This window comes from Granulosicoccus sp. 3-233 (assembly GCF_052681095.1).
The window spans coordinates 115,166-130,382 of the sequence record NZ_JBQYLE010000009.1 but is presented as its reverse complement, the minus strand read 5'-3'; the positions used below and the strand labels follow the sequence as shown (position 1 = coordinate 130,382).

The window sequence follows — 15,217 nt, the reverse complement described above, 5'->3', positions numbered from 1 at the left end:
ATGCAATCGCATTGGCTTCGCGTATTCTCAAGTCTCGAAAGTGTGGTGACTTTCGTTATTCCTCCTCCAAGTGGTATTGAGGCAAGGAGCCAACGAGGCCAGGGAAGGCCATCTTTTTTCTGCGGCCGAGTCTGCGTCGTACAGGATACACGCCTGAATCCCGGAATGTGACAGATCGCTAGTTCAACGGGATGCTGTTACCGGATTTGCTGGATTGATAGTGTCGAGATGCCTCGGCATACCGCTGACAGATGGATTCCACCTTTTCGTCGAGTGCCTTTCTCGTGTCACTCGCCAATGCGTCCTCCTGTTGTGCTATCCACTCCCGGATACCCTCACATTGCCAGAAGGCATTGCTGCGGTGATAGTTTCCGGGATCGACATCGAACACCTCCTTGAGTATTTTCAGATCGTGTGGAATGGCAAACGCGTCGCGCGAGTCCATGTGGCTGAAAAAGTAGTAGAAGTTGTCAAAACCGGCCCAGGTGATGGCCGACAGGCACATGCTGCAGGGTTCGTGGGTGCTGAGAAAGATCAATTCACCAGGTGGAAGGCGCTCGGCTGGCGACAGCTCGTAGTAGCGTTTGAGCAGATGCATTTCACCGTGATGCAGTGGACTTTCCATCTCGTTGTTGGTTTCGGCGAGAAACGTGCTCCGGTCCGATTTTTTCAGCAGCGCTGCACCAAATACCTTGTTGCCACGTCGTACGGCTTCTTCAGTCAACGGCAGAACGTCCTGCTCGATGGTTTCCAGCAGGCGCTGAACCAGAGCTGCGTCGGTCGATAGCGATTTCATGTGCGGTCAGCCTCCTTTGGTCAAGAGCAGGTAGGCAGTATGGCACACCCTCTGGCCCTTCCGTCGTCATCGAAAGAGCCTTGATATCCTCGCATTCAGGATCCCGTCGGGAGTCCGTCGACCTGTTCAACGCAGCTCCAGCTCGTCGATCACTCTGCCTTCACGAAAGGCGTCGCGTGCCGCCTTCAAGGCGGCCTGTCGTTCCTTTTCTGTTTCGACAAAGCCGGATAACAGCAAGGCGCCATCGTCTCTGGTACTGACTCGAATGGCGGCGGCGTCCACCTCGGTACTGGCAATCAATGCCGACTTCACTTCGGTGGTACGTTGCGCCGTCATGGCATCCACCTGATCGATCTCACGCGTTACCGTGGTACAGGCTGCGTTCATCAGCAGCAGGCCAATCAGGAGTCCATGTCGAGCACTGGAGAATGCATTCATCGGAGCGTGTCAGCGGTGATGTGGAAAAAAGCCATCGGAAGGCTCATCAGCGAGCCTCGTCAAGAGAGCTTGCCAGTCCAGAGCAATACGGGCTGCCTTCACCCGATCCTGATTCCAGGAAGGGGAGCAGTGCCGCTGCAGGTCCCGCCACTGATGCCAGAATGGCGGAGGCCGCCACACGCAGTGGCAATGACTTGCCGGGCAGAATGGCGGGATCTGTCAGAGTGCCGCCAATCTCGACGGCTGTCTGAGCTGCCAGCAGGCTGACATCCTTCGGATGTGGTTCGATGGTCAGATCCAGTGATTCATCGTTGAAATCCACTGTGCCGTCGGCAAGAAAGACCGTGTCATCCGTGTCGATCACGAACGTCTGCACCGACATGAGCCCTTCCCTGGTATGCAGGTCGGCGTAAGCGCATCGTATATCCGTCAGTTCGTCCTTCTCGGTCGTCAGCAGGGTCAATGACTCGACCAGATCAATGCCCGCCAGTTCGGTCAGCAATGCTCCCACCTGACCTTCCGTCATCAGGAGAAACACACCGCCGTCAGCGCTGGCTGCCATTTCCGAAACGGTATCGCCAGTCATCCAGTATTTGGCACGACCACCAATCTGTCCGAAAGCATCATTGTCGATCCCCGCGCTGGCCATGACCGGGCCGAGATCGACGTGGAGGACGCGAAGCTCCAGAGTGCTGGAAATGGGCTCATCGCTCAACCGGGCATCCAGCGAGCCTTCCACCACGCCGCCTGCCAGACCTATCGTGAGCGGTTCGATCTTCAGGCGATCAGGCAGCAGCTGTAGCTGCAAGTCCATGGATTCCACAGGCATCAGCTCTGTTCGAATCTCGCTGGATCGAAACGCGATCTCGCCATTGAACAACGCGCCGAGTTCGGTCAGCGGAATCGGGTTGTCAGGTAGCAACCGCCCGTCAGTCTGCCCCTGTCCGGTCTGCGCCGCTTCGTCTGGTGCGGCGACTTCGTCCGGGTCCGGGCTTGCACCAATCAATCCGGCCAGATCGTCGAGGTCAAGTACGGTGGATATGATGTTCGCATAGAGCAGAGGGGGTTCACTGAAGGGGTTGACCCGAATGTCCCCTTGCAAATCGCTGTCCCCGACAACGGCATCGAAGCGACGCAATATGAATTCATCGTTGTCTCGGCGCAGTGACCCCTCCAGAGAGAAGGGTGGGATGAGAGGCATGAGCATCGATGATACGGCTTCGATATCCTGCAGGTCCTGGCCTTCGACGGAAAAATCCAGGTCCAGCTGGCTGAAGGAAGACGGCTCACCGATAACCCCCTGGACATCTGCGGAGGTGGTGCCAAGCGTTGCCGAGGCATCGACCGACAGGTCATTCTGCATGGATGCAACGGCAAGCAATGACTGCGCAGAGACCTGCGCTGACACGGGGAGCTCGTTGATGGTGCCGGTGGCCTCCGCGGTCAGTGGTTCACTGTCATCACTCGTGGAACCTTGCGCGCTCAGATCGAGTTTCACGTCCAGATCGGTTCGCTGATCTCGATAGGCGATCTGCGTGCTGTCAATCAGAATGGAACGGACGGCGGGGATTGCCGGTGTCGTGTCGCTGTCATCACCAGAGCTGGCGGGATCGGAGGCAGGTAGCCAGTCTGTCCAGTTGCCGCGTCCTTGCTCATCGACACTCAGGGAGGCAGCACCCCCTTTCAGCTGTATTCGGTCGATGAGCGGAGACTCATTGAACAAGGCGCGAAGGTTGGCCGTCGCCGACAACTGCTCGGCATCCACCACTGGCTGGTCGGCCGAATCATCAACGTCAATGCCGGACAGAGACAGACTCGGACTCAAGGTGAACACAGTCAGCGATGCATCGTCGATGACCACATCAAGACCACTGCTGGCGCTGGCGAGTGAGGAGATCTGACGTGCAAGCCATTTGCCGGGAAGCAGCTCCAGTGCAATCAGTATCACTGCCGGAACCAACAGCAGCACCAGAACCAATCGCTTTATCCAGTGCGCCATGCAGTTGCAACCTTGAGTGTCGAAAGGAAAACGGCTTGAGTTGTCAGTATTTCGTCCCGCCAGGGGCCAGACAACCGTTGCCGATCAACAGACTACTACCGTGGTCATCGGCTGAACCGTCAGAACCCACCGATTGTAGAATTTTCACTATCGCCGTCACAGTAGTGGTGCCAACAGGCGTGCGGCATTGGCGATGATGCGCTCGATGATCCCCGGGTGGCTGTCATCGGCTTCGAATTCCCGCGAAGAGGCAAGATCCTTCTCGAACATCTCGGCCAGTCGTGCGTTGCTGTGCTTGTCGTAGATGGCTGCCACGACTTCGAAATTGAGACGAAAGCTTCGGTTGTCCATATTGGCGGTTCCGACAATAGCCAGTTCATCGTCGATGATCATTACCTTGGAGTGATTCATCCGTGGTTCGAAATGCCAGACACGTGTGCCGTTTCTGGTGGCATCCGTGACATAGGTTCTGGCCGCTGCGTTGACCAGCATGGAGTCGCCGATTGCCGGCAATATCAATCGAACATCCACGCCTCGCCGTGAGGCGCTCTCCAGTGCCATCTCGATCGGCGCATCCGGTACGAAGTAGGGCGTGTTGATCCAGATACGCCTGCGTGCACTATTGATGGCAGCGAAATACAACAGGTGGATGTCATTGCTGGCTTCGTCCGGCCCCGAGTCGACGATCTGCACCCATGGCGCTGAGTCAGGAGCAGGGTATTCGCCGGTGTCGGAGTCTTCAGAAGGAAACCAGTCGTCGATGTCATCGGGTGCCTGCGATGCCCGTTCCTTCTCGGTAGTCTGAGACTGGTTGTCACTGTCACTGTCACTGTCACTGTCACTGTCACTGTTGTTGTTGTTGTTGTTGTTGTTGTTGTTGTTGCTGTTGCTGTTGCTGCCAGTGTCATTGCCACTATGGTCATTGGCCGATGCATTGACCGGTGATGCGTAAAGCCAGTCTTCCAGAAAGATGGCTTGCAGATCCATGGCGGGCTGCCCCAGCAGTTTCAGGTGAGTACTGCGCCAGGCCTGATCCGTCGATTCGCCAGTGGTATCGAGGTTGTCGTCACTGACATTGATTCCGCCGGTGAAGGCAAGTTGTCCGTCAATGATGATGATCTTTCGGTGGGTGCGGAAATTGAGCTTGCCAGGCTGTGGTGTCAATAATCGGGGTGGATTGAATTTTCGCACTTCCGCGCCGGCTTCGAGCAAGGGGGCCCAGAAGTCTCCGCGACAGTTCTTGGCCCCAATGGCGTCAACCACGATACGTACCCTGATGCCAGCCCTGGCCTGCTCGAGCAGGGTGTCTCGAAGGCGAGTACCGATCACATCCGGTTGCCAGATGTAGTACTCCAGATGGACTTGAGTGCGAGCGTCCCGTATGGCGTCAAGAATGGCAGGAAAGCAGCGATTGCCATCCTCGTACAGATCGATAGCCCTGGCTGGCCGTGGTCCGGGCTGCGCATGAGAATCACGTCGGGCCACGTGCGCCAGAGTCGACAGCGCGAACCGATCGACGAATGTTGCCGGTAGTTGTGCGTCGGTCTCTGGAATGTTCCGGGCCGCTGTGCGACGAGCCGATTGTCGACGTCGGGTCTGATCATCCAGACGCCTCGGGCCAATGAGGAAGTACAGGAGTCCACTGATGACCGGCAGGCTCCAGAACGCCAGCAGCCAGGCCATGGTTGTCGTCGGGCGGCGACGCCTGAGCAACAGAAACACGGTTCCCCCCAGAATCCAGGCGATGTACAGCAGCGTCCAGACGGCATCAGGTGCAAAGCTGGCATAACGGGTCAGGGAGTCATACAGCATGGCGGGTCAATGGCTGGAACGGTCAGTCACCATACTCCGGCAGTCCGTATGGATCGCGCTGTATGGAGCGATTACAAGGCCATCCCGTGCAGAGCAGATTGCCGGCGCAAGGCTGAATAATGCTTTCCTCTACCTGGAAAACTCTGTATAACATCCATACGCCTTCCATATGGATGGAAAAAGCAGTGACTATGCCGAAAAAGACGCGCGACAAGACCCCCGAGAGCGAAAAGATCACCATCAATCTCGGTTATGTCGACCTGGGCCGAATCGACCTGCTGGTTCAGGAAGGCTTCTATTCCAACCGCAGTGATTTCATCCGGACCGCGATTCGCAGGCAACTGGACAGCCATGTCGATGCGGTCAGCAAGAGTATTGACCGGCATACGATGGAGCTGGGATTGCGTGACTACTCCCGGGCGGATCTCGAAGCCGTGCAGGATGCTGGCGAGTTGCTGCATATCAAGGTCGTGGGCCTGGCACGAATAGCTCCGGATGTGTCCCCGGAACTCGCGCTGGCGACGATCGGTTCCATCAGTGTGCTGGGTTCCCTACAGGCCAGTGCGGCAGTCAGAAACGCGCTGGCAGATCGCATCAGATAGGATGCGAATTACCGAGAAATACAACAAATGATCAATGTCACAAAGCGCCTGTTGCGCTTGCCCGGAAATGCGGCGAGCAGTAGCGGCGCCCGGGATCTTGTCACTCGTACGCTGGCTCAGCATGGTCTGATGGCACCGCCGGCCGAGTCGTCTCACGGTTCTTCGACACCGCCATCGGATTCGTCGCAAGGTTTGCTGAAGGGCTCGGCGTCGGATACGCAGCGGGAGCCCCTGTCGGATTCACTGCGAGGCTCACTGTCGGGTTCACTACGGGGCTCAATGCCGGGGTCACTATCGGATTCGATGCCGGAGTCGATGCGCGGGCTGGTCGGCAACCTTCCCGAATTCGGTCTGCCATCAGCCAATGCGAGTCGTCGACACGTCCAGATTCCCGAAGGCGCCGAATTCCGCCAGGATATTCACGCGTGTGCAGCAGGCAGCCGCGCCTATCGAACCTATATATCGTCTACCGCTGATCAGGGGCTGACCGGCCTGATCGTCATGTTGCACGGTTGTACCCAGAATCCGGAGGACTTTGCCATCGGGACTGACATGAACGCCTGGGCGGAGAAGGGGCGTTTCGTGGTGGTCTATCCGCAGCAGTCGCGAGGGGACAACGCGCAGTCGTGCTGGAACTGGTTCAGTCGGGCTGATCAACAGCGAGACCGGGGCGAGCCGGCCATTCTGGCTGGAATGACCCGCAAGGTGATGGCAGAGCATGGTGTACTACCGCAGCACACCTTTGTGGCTGGTCTGTCTGCAGGCGCTGCCATGGCCGTGATTCTGGGAGAAACCTATCCCGACGTCTTTGCCGCGGTCGGTGCGCACTCCGGACTGCCGTTTGGCGCCGCCCGGGATGTCCCTTCCGCGTTTGCCGCCATGGCAGGCAATGGGACAGACACCGCTGGCAATGTGCCCGGCGCTCGCCGCCCGCGTGTGCCAACCATCGTGTTTCATGGCGCTGCGGACACCACGGTGCATCCATCGAACGGAGACAGGATTGCGCGACAGGCCGTCTGTGGAGAGTCGCAGCAGTCCGTCATGAGGGAGTTGCGAGGGAGCGTTTCCGGACGTGCCTACACCCGCCAGTTGTCGTCCGGGGTCGATGGCTCATGCGAGCTGGAATACTGGATGGTCGATGGTCTGGGGCATGCCTGGTCCGGCGGGCAACCGGGAGGTTCCTACACTGACGGCAAGGGGCCGGATGCCAGCGCGGAGATGGTTCGCTTCTTCTTCGAGAGAAACGCTGCCGAATGAGGTCTATGCACGGCAAGCTGGAGAGTCGAGTCCTCTCGACAATCAGCTTGCTGTGCTTTCTGCCGCCAGCAGCTTGCGACCTGCTCTGGCCACGGTTTCCTGTATGTCGCGTCGGGTGGCACGAGCCAGCGCGACGGCATCCCGGGCGGTCAAGGCCGAAAGTATCTCCTTGTGTCGATCGATTTCGTAGAATTCATCGAGCAGTTCGATGACCTGGCGCTGAAACGGGCCAAGCTGCAGCCAGAGACTCTCGATCAGCGGCATGGCTACCTGATCGGGGTTGATGGTGTACAGGGTGCGATGGAAGCTGTGATTCAAGGTGGTCAAGGCATTCAGATCTCGCTCGGCAATCGCCTGATCCATCCTGTCATCGAAACCCTTCATTTCTGCGATTTTCACATCAGCCACATAGGGCAATGCCCGCTCTGCTGCGTGAACTTCCAGATGGATGCGCATGGCCACCAGTTCCTCGAACCGGCCTGAGGTCATGCGGGGAATGGCAATGCGGCGATTCTTCCTGATCAGAATGGCGTTTTCCGAACTCAGGCGGCGCACAGCCTCCCGGACCGGGGTCGGGCTGAGGTCCATCGCCTCGGCAAGACCTCGCATGGTCAGTGCCGTGCCAGGTTGGATGGCGCCCACCATGATGGCGTAGCGCAGACGCTCGTACACGTACTGTTGCGTTGTGCGGTCGGTGTCCGTTGACGTATCAGGTATGAACAGTTCTGTCTTTCTGGACATTGAACGGGATCCGATTCTGCGCTTCACTTTTTCTCGATCGAGTATTCAAATCGCTGTTGACACAGATCTGAAAGCATTTACACTCGCGAAAAAGGTATCACAATATCTGTAAGGTATCACGATAGGGGTTTCAATGACAGACAGCGATATCTCGACATGGGTGCAGGAACACCCGGAAATCGAGTCGATATTCGCCTGCGTATGCGATCTGAACGGCACCATGCGAGGCAAGCGTATCCCCGTTGACCAGGCTGCCAAGGTGGTCAATGGCGAGGTCCGCATGCCACTGTCCATTGCCAATGTGGATGTCTGGGGCGAGGATATCGAGAATAGCGAGCTGGTCTTTGAAACCGGTGATTCCGACGGACTGTGTGATTTTACCGGTCGTCCCTTCTTGCCCATCAGCTGGACCAGTCGCCCGACCGCTCTGGCCATGCTGTGGATGCGCCGCGAGGATGGCACGCCTTTCGAGGGCGATCCGCGGCGCGCACTGGCGCGAATCGTCGACCGCTACAAGGCGCTGGGTCTGACACCGGTGGTGGCGACCGAACTGGAATTCTATCTATGCGATCCGAGCGATGATCGACCGCAGGCTCCCTGCTCACCGGTCACGGGCAAGCGTCTGGATTCCGACGGCGCTCTGTCACTGGATGAACTGCAGCATTTCGACGAATTCATGAATGATGTCTACGATGCCTGTGCTGCCCAGGGTATTCCAGCCGATGCGGCCATCTCGGAAAACGGTGCAGGGCAGTTCGAGATCAACATGAAGCATGTGGCTGACCCCTTGAAGGCGGCAGATGATGCGGCTCTGTTCAAGCGGCTCGTGCGCGGCATCGCACGCAAGCACGGTTTCTCCGGTACCTTCATGGCAAAACCCTATGGCGATCGTGCCGGCAGCGGCTTTCACGTGCATTTTTCCTTGCTGGACGACAAGGGCGTGAATGTCTTCGACAGTGGTGATGATGCCGGTACACCGATGATGTTGCAGGCCGTGGCCGGATTGCTGGAAACCATGCAGCAGAACGCCCTGACGTTTGCGCCACACGAGAATTCCTACCGGCGTCTGCTGCCAGGTGCCCATGCACCTACCAATGTGGCCTGGGGTTACGAGAATCGAACGGCGGCGGTCCGCATCCCTGGTGGCAACCATCAGGCACGCCGGATCGAGCATCGAGTCGCCGGAGCCGATGCCAATCCCTATCTGGTCATGACCAGCATACTGGGTGGTGCGCTGCTGGGAATCGAGCAGCAGCTGATGCCGCCAGAGGCGATCGTGGGTGATGCCTACAGTCTGGATCTTCCCCATCTTCCACTGGATTGGGCCAGTGCCATCGAGGCCTTCGAAGATGGTACGCATGTGCGAGAGATCTTCTCCAGGCGCTTGCAGAAGATGCTGGTCGAATGCAAGACTCAGGAACTGAAACGGTTTGCCCGACAGGTGTCGGACTTTGAATATCACTCCTATCTCGAGGTCGTGTAGTGAAGTCGAATTCGCATCCCTATGCCGGTGATGGCCAGCATACCGACAGTTACTATGCAGCCTCGGCCAATCCTGCGCCGGCCCGTGCCGAACTGTCGGGGGACCATCAGATCGATGTCTGCATTGTCGGCGCGGGCTTCAGCGGTCTCTCAACCGGTCTGCATCTGGTTGAAAAAGGCTACAAGGTGGCCATCATCGAGGGTGCCCGGGTGGGTTGGGGCGCATCAGGTCGCAATGGCGGGCAGATCGTCAATGGTCTGAATGCAAGCCTGCAGACCATCGAGAAACGTTATGGGCGAGACACCTCGACATTCGTTGCCGGGCTGGTGCAGGAAGGTGGCGAGATCATTCGCGAGCGCGTCAGGAGCTATGATATCCAGTGCGACCTGAAGGACGGGAACATCTTCACTGGGCTGACGCGTGCGCACATGAAGGAACTGGAAGAGCGCATGCAGCTCTGGGCCAGCTACGGCATCCGCAACCAGGAGATGCTGGACAGAAAGCAACTGCGTGAACACATCGACTCCGATATCTATGAAGGAGGGCTGATCGATCACTCTGGCGGGCATATGCATCCGCTGAACCTGTGTCTGGGTGAAGCTGCTGCCTTCGAGAAGCTCGGTGGTGTGATCTACGAGATGTCGCCGGTGATATCGGTGGATACCGATGCTGCAAGCCCCGTTGCTCGAACCGCCCGAGGATCGATCACCTGCAAGGCACTGGTATTGTGCGGCAATGCCTATCTGGGTCATGTGGTGCCGACGCTGACCTCCCGCGTCATGCCGGTATCCACGCAGGTCATGGCAACGGAACCATTGGGGGAGGAACGCGGCAACTCGCTGATTCCGCAGGATGCCTGCGTCGAGGATATCCGCTACATTCTGGACTATTACCGTCTCTCCGCGGACAAGCGTCTGTTGTTCGGGGGGGGTACCGTCTATGGAGGAGCGGACCCTCGCGATATCGAAGGCAAGTTGCGCCCCAACATGGAGAAGGTGTTCCCGCAGCTCAAGGGCGTCAAGGTGGATCATGCCTGGAGTGGCAACTTCGCGCTGTCCTTCAGCCGCGTGCCTCAGATGGGACGCATTGGTGACAATACCTATTTTGCTCATGGCTATTCCGGACATGGCGTCACCGGCTCCCATACCTTTGGTCGCATTCTGTCCGAAGCGATCGATGGCGAACTGACACGTTTCGACGTGTTCGAAAAAGTACCCTGGTATCCGTTTCCGGGTGGCCGGATGTTTCGCGTGCCGTACTCGATGGTCGGATCGTGGTGGTACGGACTGCGCGACAGGCTGGGTATATGAACCTCTCATCTCTATTCGGAGAACGACTATGAAGTTACTTGCGAGTACTTGCACGGCACTGCTCCTGAGCAGCGGTACGCTATGGGCTGACGGCGAACTGAACGTCTACAACTGGTCGGATTACATTGCCGAGGATACGATCGAGAGATTCACCGCGGCGACCGGCATTCAGGTGAACTACGATGTCTACGACAGCAATGAAGTGCTGGAAGCCAAGATGCTGACCGGTGCCAGTGGTTACGATGTCGTCGTGCCTTCCATCGAGTTCCTGGCACGTCAGACGCAGGCCGGGGTGTTTGCCAGCATCGACAAATCAGCCCTGTCCAATTATGGCAATCTTGATCAGGGCATACTGGATGTGGTTGCGGTCAATGACCCGGACAACACGCATGGGGTGCCTTACATGATGTTCAGTACAGGCCTGGGCTACAACGTGGAGGCGGTGTCATCTCGCATCGATGCGGACAAGATCGGTAGTTGGGACATGTTGTTCGATCCGGAAACCGTGGCGAAGCTTGCCGATTGCGGGGTTGTCATGCTGGACAGTCCAACCGAGATCATTGCACCGGCGCTCAACTACCTGGGTCTGGATCCGAACTCCGAAGACAGTGGCGATCTGGAAAAGGCCACCGAGTTGCTGTTGTCGGTACGCCCGCATGTCCGCTATTTCCATTCATCGCAATACATCAACGATCTGGCAAATGGCGACATCTGTGTGACTGTCGGCTATTCGGGTGATGTACTGCAAGCCCGCGACCGGGCGAAAGAGGCCGGACAAGGTGTGAATGTGGCCTACGCCATTCCGGCCGAAGGGGCTGCGGTGGGCTTTGACATGCTGGCAATCCCGGATGATGCCCCGAATCCGGAAAATGCCCTGACGTTCATCGATTTCATCCTGCAGCCGGAGATCTCTGCAGCCATTACCAATCATGTGTTCTATGCCAATGCGAACACGGCCGCCGATGAGTTCGTGGATGACGAGGTCGTCAACGACCCGGGTATCTACCCACCGGCGGAAGTGCGTGCGAAGCTGTTTTCCCTGAAACCGCACACAGCCCGTTATGATCGCTCCCTGACTCGAGCCTGGACGACTGTCAAGACAGGACAATAGGCTCTTCCTGATACCCTGGCTGAAGCCCGGGCAACGGGCTTCGGCATCTTGCCAACCACTGCAGGAGATGGCGCATGTCCGGCAATAGATCCGAAACCGACGACAGACCCTGGGCGGATCCCGATGCGGTGCCGTTTCTGCAGATCAGAAATGTCACCAAACGCTTTGGTGCCTTTGCTGCGGTGGACAATGTGTCGCTGGATGTCTACAAGGGCGAGATCTTCTGTCTGCTGGGTGGCTCTGGATGTGGCAAGTCAACTTTGCTGCGATTGCTTTCCGGTTTCGAGGAGGCCAGTTCCGGTCAGATCATCATCGACGGTCAGGATCAGGCAGGGGTTCCACCCTATGCCCGGCAGACCAACATGATGTTCCAGTCCTATGCCTTGTTTCCGCATATGAGCGTTGAAAGGAACATCGCCTATGGCCTCAAGCGAGATGGTGTGCCGAAGGCGGAAATCGCCACGCGCGTCACGGACATGTTGTCACTGGTGCAGATGGATGGCTTTGCCACTCGCAAACCGCATCAATTGTCCGGGGGGCAGAAGCAGCGCGTGGCATTGGCTCGATCGCTGATCAAGAAGCCGAAGCTGCTGTTGCTGGATGAACCGCTGGGAGCCCTGGACAAGAAGCTGCGTGAGCAGACCCAGTTCGAACTGATCACCATTCAGGAGAGTCTGGGTGTGACCTTCATGGTGGTCACGCATGACCAGGAAGAGGCCATGACCCTGTCCAGTCGCATTGGAGTCATGAATGCCGGGCAGATCGTGCAGGTCGGTACACCGCACGAAATCTATGAATACCCACAATCGAGGTTCGTGGCGGATTTCATCGGTTCGGTCAACCTGTTTGAAGGCTGGATCACCGAAGACCATGAGGATCATGTGATCATCCGTTCACCCGAGACGGGCACGGACATCTTCGTACCGCATGGTATCACCGGTGTCGAAGGGCAGAAGGTTGCTGTCGCGGTTCGCCCCGAGAAGTTGCAGATCAGCAAGTCGCGGCTGGAGAATCTGCGTAATACAACTACCGGGACCATTGAAGAGATCGCCTATATGGGCAATGTATCGGTGTTTCAGGTGTTGCTGGGCAGTGGCAAACGGGTTCGCATCAGCCAGTCGAACCGAACACGGGAGGTTGACCACACGCTGACCTGGGATGATCAGATCCACCTTGGCTGGAGTGACGATGCTGCCATCGTCATCGCTTCATGACTGCTCGGCGGCGGCGGGTAGCCAGGGGGCTGATCGGCGGGGTGCTGCGCAGACTGGGCGTCAGTGGTCGCGGTCTGGTGATTGCCACTCCCACCCTGTGGCTGCTGTTGTTCTTTCTGGTGCCATTGCTGGTCGTGGCCAAGATCTCTCTGTCGGAGGCGGCCATTGCCCGGCCACCGTATCTGCCGATCTGGGAATGGGCCGATGGTTTCCTGCAGATACGCCTGAATCTGGGCAACTACCTGTTCCTGCTCGATGACCCGCTGTATCTGGCCGCCTATGTCGAGTCGGTCAGGATAGCCGGAATATCCACGATATTCACGCTGCTGATCGGCTATCCGATGGCCTATCTGATCGCCCGTTCCAACCCTGGCACCCGTAACATCCTGTTGATGCTGGTGGTGTTGCCTTTCTGGACGTCCTTCCTGTTGCGAGTCTATGCCTGGATAGGCTTTCTCAAGGCCAACGGCATCGTCAACAATGTCCTGCTGTCATTGGGTGTCATCGATCAACCGCTAGTCATGCTGCAGACCGATTTTGCGGTCTACCTGGGCATCGTCTATACCTATCTGCCATTCATGATTCTGCCCCTGTATGCAAGCCTGGCGAAACTGGACATTGCCTGTCTGGAGGCTGCCGCGGATCTGGGGGCGCGGCCGCTGACCACCTTTCTGACCATCACGCTGCCGCTATCGATCAACGGGATCATTGCCGGTTGCATGCTGGTCTTCATACCGGCTGTCGGGGAGTTCGTGATTCCGGCCTTGCTGGGCGGGCCGGATACCCTGATGATCGGTCGGGTGTTGTGGGACGAGTTCTTTTCCAACCGTGACTGGCCCATCGCATCGGCCGTGGCCATCGTGATGCTCTTCGTGCTGCTGGTGCCGATCATGCTGTTGCGTTGGGTTCAGGCCGCCGACAAGAGGGAACAGCCATGAGGCGCAAATCGAGATTCCTGTGGTTCATGGGGCTGTTCGGATTCACCTTCCTGTATGCACCGATTCTGTCTCTGGTTGTCTTCAGTTTCAATGAGAGCAAGCTGGTAACGGTGTGGGGAGGCTTTTCTACCAGATGGTATGGCGAGCTGTTTCGCGACCCGCAGATTCTCAACGCGGCCTGGATCAGCGTGAAGATCGCCTTCCTGTCAGCCAGTATTGCCATCGTGATCGGAACGCTCGCCTCCTTCGTGCTGATTCGATTCCCGCGTTTTCGCTCGAAGTCACTGCTCAGCATGATGATCACCGCGCCGCTGGTCATGCCGGAAGTGATTCTCGGCTTGTCCCTGTTGCTGCTGTTCGTGGCGATGGATGGTCTGACAGGCTGGCCAGGCGGTCGCGGTACGATGACAATCATCATTGCGCATTCCACCTTTGGTGCGGCGTATGCAGCCGTGGTCATTCAGTCTCGCCTGGTGGACATGGACCTGTCCATCGAAGAAGCTGCTCTGGATCTGGGGGCAAGACCGGTCAGGGTGTTTTTCGATATCACCTTGCCGGTGATCGCACCGGCGCTGATCTCGGCATGGTTGCTTGCCTTCACGCTGAGTCTCGACGATCTGGTAATCGCCAGTTTCGTGTCGGGCCCGGGGGCCTCGACTTTGCCGATGGTCATCTTCTCCAAGGTCAGACTGGGAGTCAGCCCGGATATCAACGCATTGGCAACCATCATCATCGGACTGGTGTCACTGGGTATCATTGTGGCAGCGTTGCAGATGACCAGAAGCAGGCGACAGACAACGCAGCGTTGAATCGGGGATCTTGCGAATGGGTGACGCCGGAGTGATTCTCGGGGCTCTTGATGGGTCACCCGGGCCAGGGACGCCCGGTCAAGGGAGTCCGGTCAAGGGAGTCCGGTCAAGGGAGTCCGGTCAAGGGAGTCCGGTCAAGGGAGTCCGGGCAAAAGCGCCCGGCGAGAGGCGTGGTCGGGCAACACGAGCCAATAGCCGGGCGTATCTGTTACTCGGTGCAGAGAGGCAAGTCTTCCGGTACCCGGCCAACGATCGCTGGCCAGACTTCCGTTGCACGCTCTTCGATCACATATTCCACTGTCAAGGCTGTGCGCGCGTCATCGGTGCTCATGGCCAGAGCTCGCCCATCGGCGAGGCTGTATTCGTTCGCGGCAGGATCCTCAGGGGTGAGTGTCTGCGTGTCTGCCATCCAGTAGCAATTGCCTGGTGTGTTGCCTTCAAGGCTCAGGAAGTATTCTGTCCAGAGCCCGTTGTCGGCAATGATGAAATAACGTTCCTCATTGTCATTCTGGCTGCCGTCCCAGTAGCCGGCAATGGCGCTGGTATCGCCCCCCGGAGTGCTGGACAACACGGGCTGATCGTCGCCATCCGGTGCAAGTTCCGAGGTACCATCGGGCGTTAGTGTATCGGGGCTGTCATCGGAAGAGCTGCAAGCGCCGAGCAGCAGCGCGGTGGCAATGGCGAGATAGGGGGCGAGGTTCATTGTA

The 15,217-nt window shown here is 57.8% G+C and carries 14 protein-coding genes; 8 read left to right on the top strand and 6 right to left on the bottom strand.

Annotation, left to right across the window (positions count from 1 at the left end; translation table 11 throughout):
• Window positions 1-178: 178 nt before the first annotated feature.
• From ACUNV4_RS21600 to ACUNV4_RS21585, 4 genes are all read right to left on the bottom strand, one after another.
• Window positions 179-796 carry a nucleoside deaminase gene (locus ACUNV4_RS21600; protein WP_430880698.1) on the bottom strand — a complete coding sequence of 206 codons (618 nt, stop codon included), beginning with the start codon at window positions 794-796 and terminating at the stop codon, window positions 179-181.
• Window positions 797-922: 126 nt separating this feature from the next.
• The gene (locus ACUNV4_RS21595) at window positions 923-1,234 is read right to left on the bottom strand and encodes a BON domain-containing protein (protein ID WP_430880697.1); all 312 of its coding nucleotides are present in this window, start codon (window positions 1,232-1,234) and stop codon (window positions 923-925) included.
• Window positions 1,235-1,280: 46 nt separating this feature from the next.
• Window positions 1,281-3,233, bottom strand: coding sequence for an AsmA family protein (locus ACUNV4_RS21590; RefSeq protein ID WP_430880696.1), 1,953 nt, complete (start codon window positions 3,231-3,233; stop codon window positions 1,281-1,283).
• A gap of 156 nt (window positions 3,234-3,389) precedes the next feature.
• Window positions 3,390-5,045, bottom strand: coding sequence for a phospholipase D-like domain-containing protein (locus ACUNV4_RS21585; RefSeq protein WP_430880695.1), 1,656 nt, complete (start codon window positions 5,043-5,045; stop codon window positions 3,390-3,392).
• A gap of 191 nt (window positions 5,046-5,236) precedes the next feature.
• Here ACUNV4_RS21585 and ACUNV4_RS21580 point away from each other — a divergent pair, with 191 nt between their 5' ends.
• The gene (locus ACUNV4_RS21580) at window positions 5,237-5,647 is read left to right on the top strand and encodes a CopG family transcriptional regulator (protein WP_430880840.1); all 411 of its coding nucleotides are present in this window, start codon (window positions 5,237-5,239) and stop codon (window positions 5,645-5,647) included.
• Between the two features lie 27 nt (window positions 5,648-5,674).
• Entirely contained in the window at window positions 5,675-6,904 is a 1,230-nt protein-coding gene (locus ACUNV4_RS21575) for an extracellular catalytic domain type 1 short-chain-length polyhydroxyalkanoate depolymerase (RefSeq protein WP_430880694.1), read from the top strand.
• Window positions 6,905-6,946: 42 nt separating this feature from the next.
• Here the strand turns inward: ACUNV4_RS21575 and ACUNV4_RS21570 are convergent, their stop codons facing one another.
• Window positions 6,947-7,645 carry a GntR family transcriptional regulator gene (locus ACUNV4_RS21570; RefSeq protein ID WP_430880693.1) on the bottom strand — a complete coding sequence of 233 codons (699 nt, stop codon included), beginning with the start codon at window positions 7,643-7,645 and terminating at the stop codon, window positions 6,947-6,949.
• Window positions 7,646-7,778: 133 nt separating this feature from the next.
• On the opposite strand from ACUNV4_RS21570, the gene ACUNV4_RS21565 reads away from it, so the two are divergent.
• The 6 genes from ACUNV4_RS21565 to ACUNV4_RS21540 all read left to right on the top strand — a co-directional run bounded on the left by ACUNV4_RS21565 (window position 7,779) and on the right by ACUNV4_RS21540 (window position 14,510).
• The gene (locus tag ACUNV4_RS21565; RefSeq protein WP_430880692.1) at window positions 7,779-9,128 is read left to right on the top strand and encodes a glutamine synthetase family protein; all 1,350 of its coding nucleotides are present in this window, start codon (window positions 7,779-7,781) and stop codon (window positions 9,126-9,128) included.
• Complete coding sequence (locus tag ACUNV4_RS21560; protein ID WP_430880691.1) at window positions 9,128-10,438, top strand: NAD(P)/FAD-dependent oxidoreductase; 1,311 nt, start codon at window positions 9,128-9,130, stop codon at window positions 10,436-10,438. The genes ACUNV4_RS21565 and ACUNV4_RS21560 overlap by 1 nt, the downstream gene beginning before the upstream one ends.
• Before the next feature lie 28 nt (window positions 10,439-10,466).
• Window positions 10,467-11,549, top strand: a complete 1,083-nt coding sequence (locus tag ACUNV4_RS21555; protein WP_430880690.1) for a polyamine ABC transporter substrate-binding protein — start codon at window positions 10,467-10,469, stop codon at window positions 11,547-11,549.
• Between the two features lie 74 nt (window positions 11,550-11,623).
• Window positions 11,624-12,763: an ABC transporter ATP-binding protein gene (locus ACUNV4_RS21550; RefSeq protein WP_430880689.1), complete on the top strand. Its 1,140-nt coding sequence runs from the start codon at window positions 11,624-11,626 to the stop codon at window positions 12,761-12,763.
• On the top strand, window positions 12,760-13,701 hold the full coding sequence (locus ACUNV4_RS21545) for an ABC transporter permease subunit (RefSeq protein WP_430880688.1): 942 nt from the start codon (window positions 12,760-12,762) through the stop codon (window positions 13,699-13,701). The genes ACUNV4_RS21550 and ACUNV4_RS21545 overlap by 4 nt, the downstream gene beginning before the upstream one ends.
• Complete coding sequence (locus tag ACUNV4_RS21540) at window positions 13,698-14,510, top strand: ABC transporter permease subunit (protein ID WP_430880687.1); 813 nt, start codon at window positions 13,698-13,700, stop codon at window positions 14,508-14,510. Before ACUNV4_RS21545 ends, ACUNV4_RS21540 begins: the two co-directional genes overlap by 4 nt.
• A 208-nt stretch (window positions 14,511-14,718) precedes the next feature.
• Here ACUNV4_RS21540 and ACUNV4_RS21535 read toward each other — a convergent pair whose 3' ends face one another.
• On the bottom strand, window positions 14,719-15,213 hold the full coding sequence (locus ACUNV4_RS21535; RefSeq protein ID WP_430880686.1) for a hypothetical protein: 495 nt from the start codon (window positions 15,211-15,213) through the stop codon (window positions 14,719-14,721).
• Window positions 15,214-15,217: the final 4 nt, after the last annotated feature.

Bases quoted from the DNA above. Each gene is read 5' to 3' on its own strand.
- ACUNV4_RS21600 (WP_430880698.1), bottom strand. From the start codon at position 796: ATGAAATCGCTATCGACCGACGCAGCTCTGGTTCAGCGCCTGCTGGAA.
- ACUNV4_RS21595 (WP_430880697.1), bottom strand. From the start codon at position 1,234: ATGAATGCATTCTCCAGTGCTCGACATGGACTCCTGATTGGCCTGCTG.
- ACUNV4_RS21590 (WP_430880696.1), bottom strand. From the start codon at position 3,233: ATGGCGCACTGGATAAAGCGATTGGTTCTGGTGCTGCTGTTGGTTCCG.
- ACUNV4_RS21585 (WP_430880695.1), bottom strand. From the start codon at position 5,045: ATGCTGTATGACTCCCTGACCCGTTATGCCAGCTTTGCACCTGATGCC.
- ACUNV4_RS21580 (WP_430880840.1), top strand. From the start codon at position 5,237: ATGCCGAAAAAGACGCGCGACAAGACCCCCGAGAGCGAAAAGATCACC.
- ACUNV4_RS21575 (WP_430880694.1), top strand. From the start codon at position 5,675: ATGATCAATGTCACAAAGCGCCTGTTGCGCTTGCCCGGAAATGCGGCG.
- ACUNV4_RS21570 (WP_430880693.1), bottom strand. From the start codon at position 7,645: ATGTCCAGAAAGACAGAACTGTTCATACCTGATACGTCAACGGACACC.
- ACUNV4_RS21565 (WP_430880692.1), top strand. From the start codon at position 7,779: ATGACAGACAGCGATATCTCGACATGGGTGCAGGAACACCCGGAAATC.
- ACUNV4_RS21555 (WP_430880690.1), top strand. From the start codon at position 10,467: ATGAAGTTACTTGCGAGTACTTGCACGGCACTGCTCCTGAGCAGCGGT.
- ACUNV4_RS21550 (WP_430880689.1), top strand. From the start codon at position 11,624: ATGTCCGGCAATAGATCCGAAACCGACGACAGACCCTGGGCGGATCCC.
- ACUNV4_RS21545 (WP_430880688.1), top strand. From the start codon at position 12,760: ATGACTGCTCGGCGGCGGCGGGTAGCCAGGGGGCTGATCGGCGGGGTG.
- ACUNV4_RS21540 (WP_430880687.1), top strand. From the start codon at position 13,698: ATGAGGCGCAAATCGAGATTCCTGTGGTTCATGGGGCTGTTCGGATTC.
- ACUNV4_RS21535 (WP_430880686.1), bottom strand. From the start codon at position 15,213: ATGAACCTCGCCCCCTATCTCGCCATTGCCACCGCGCTGCTGCTCGGC.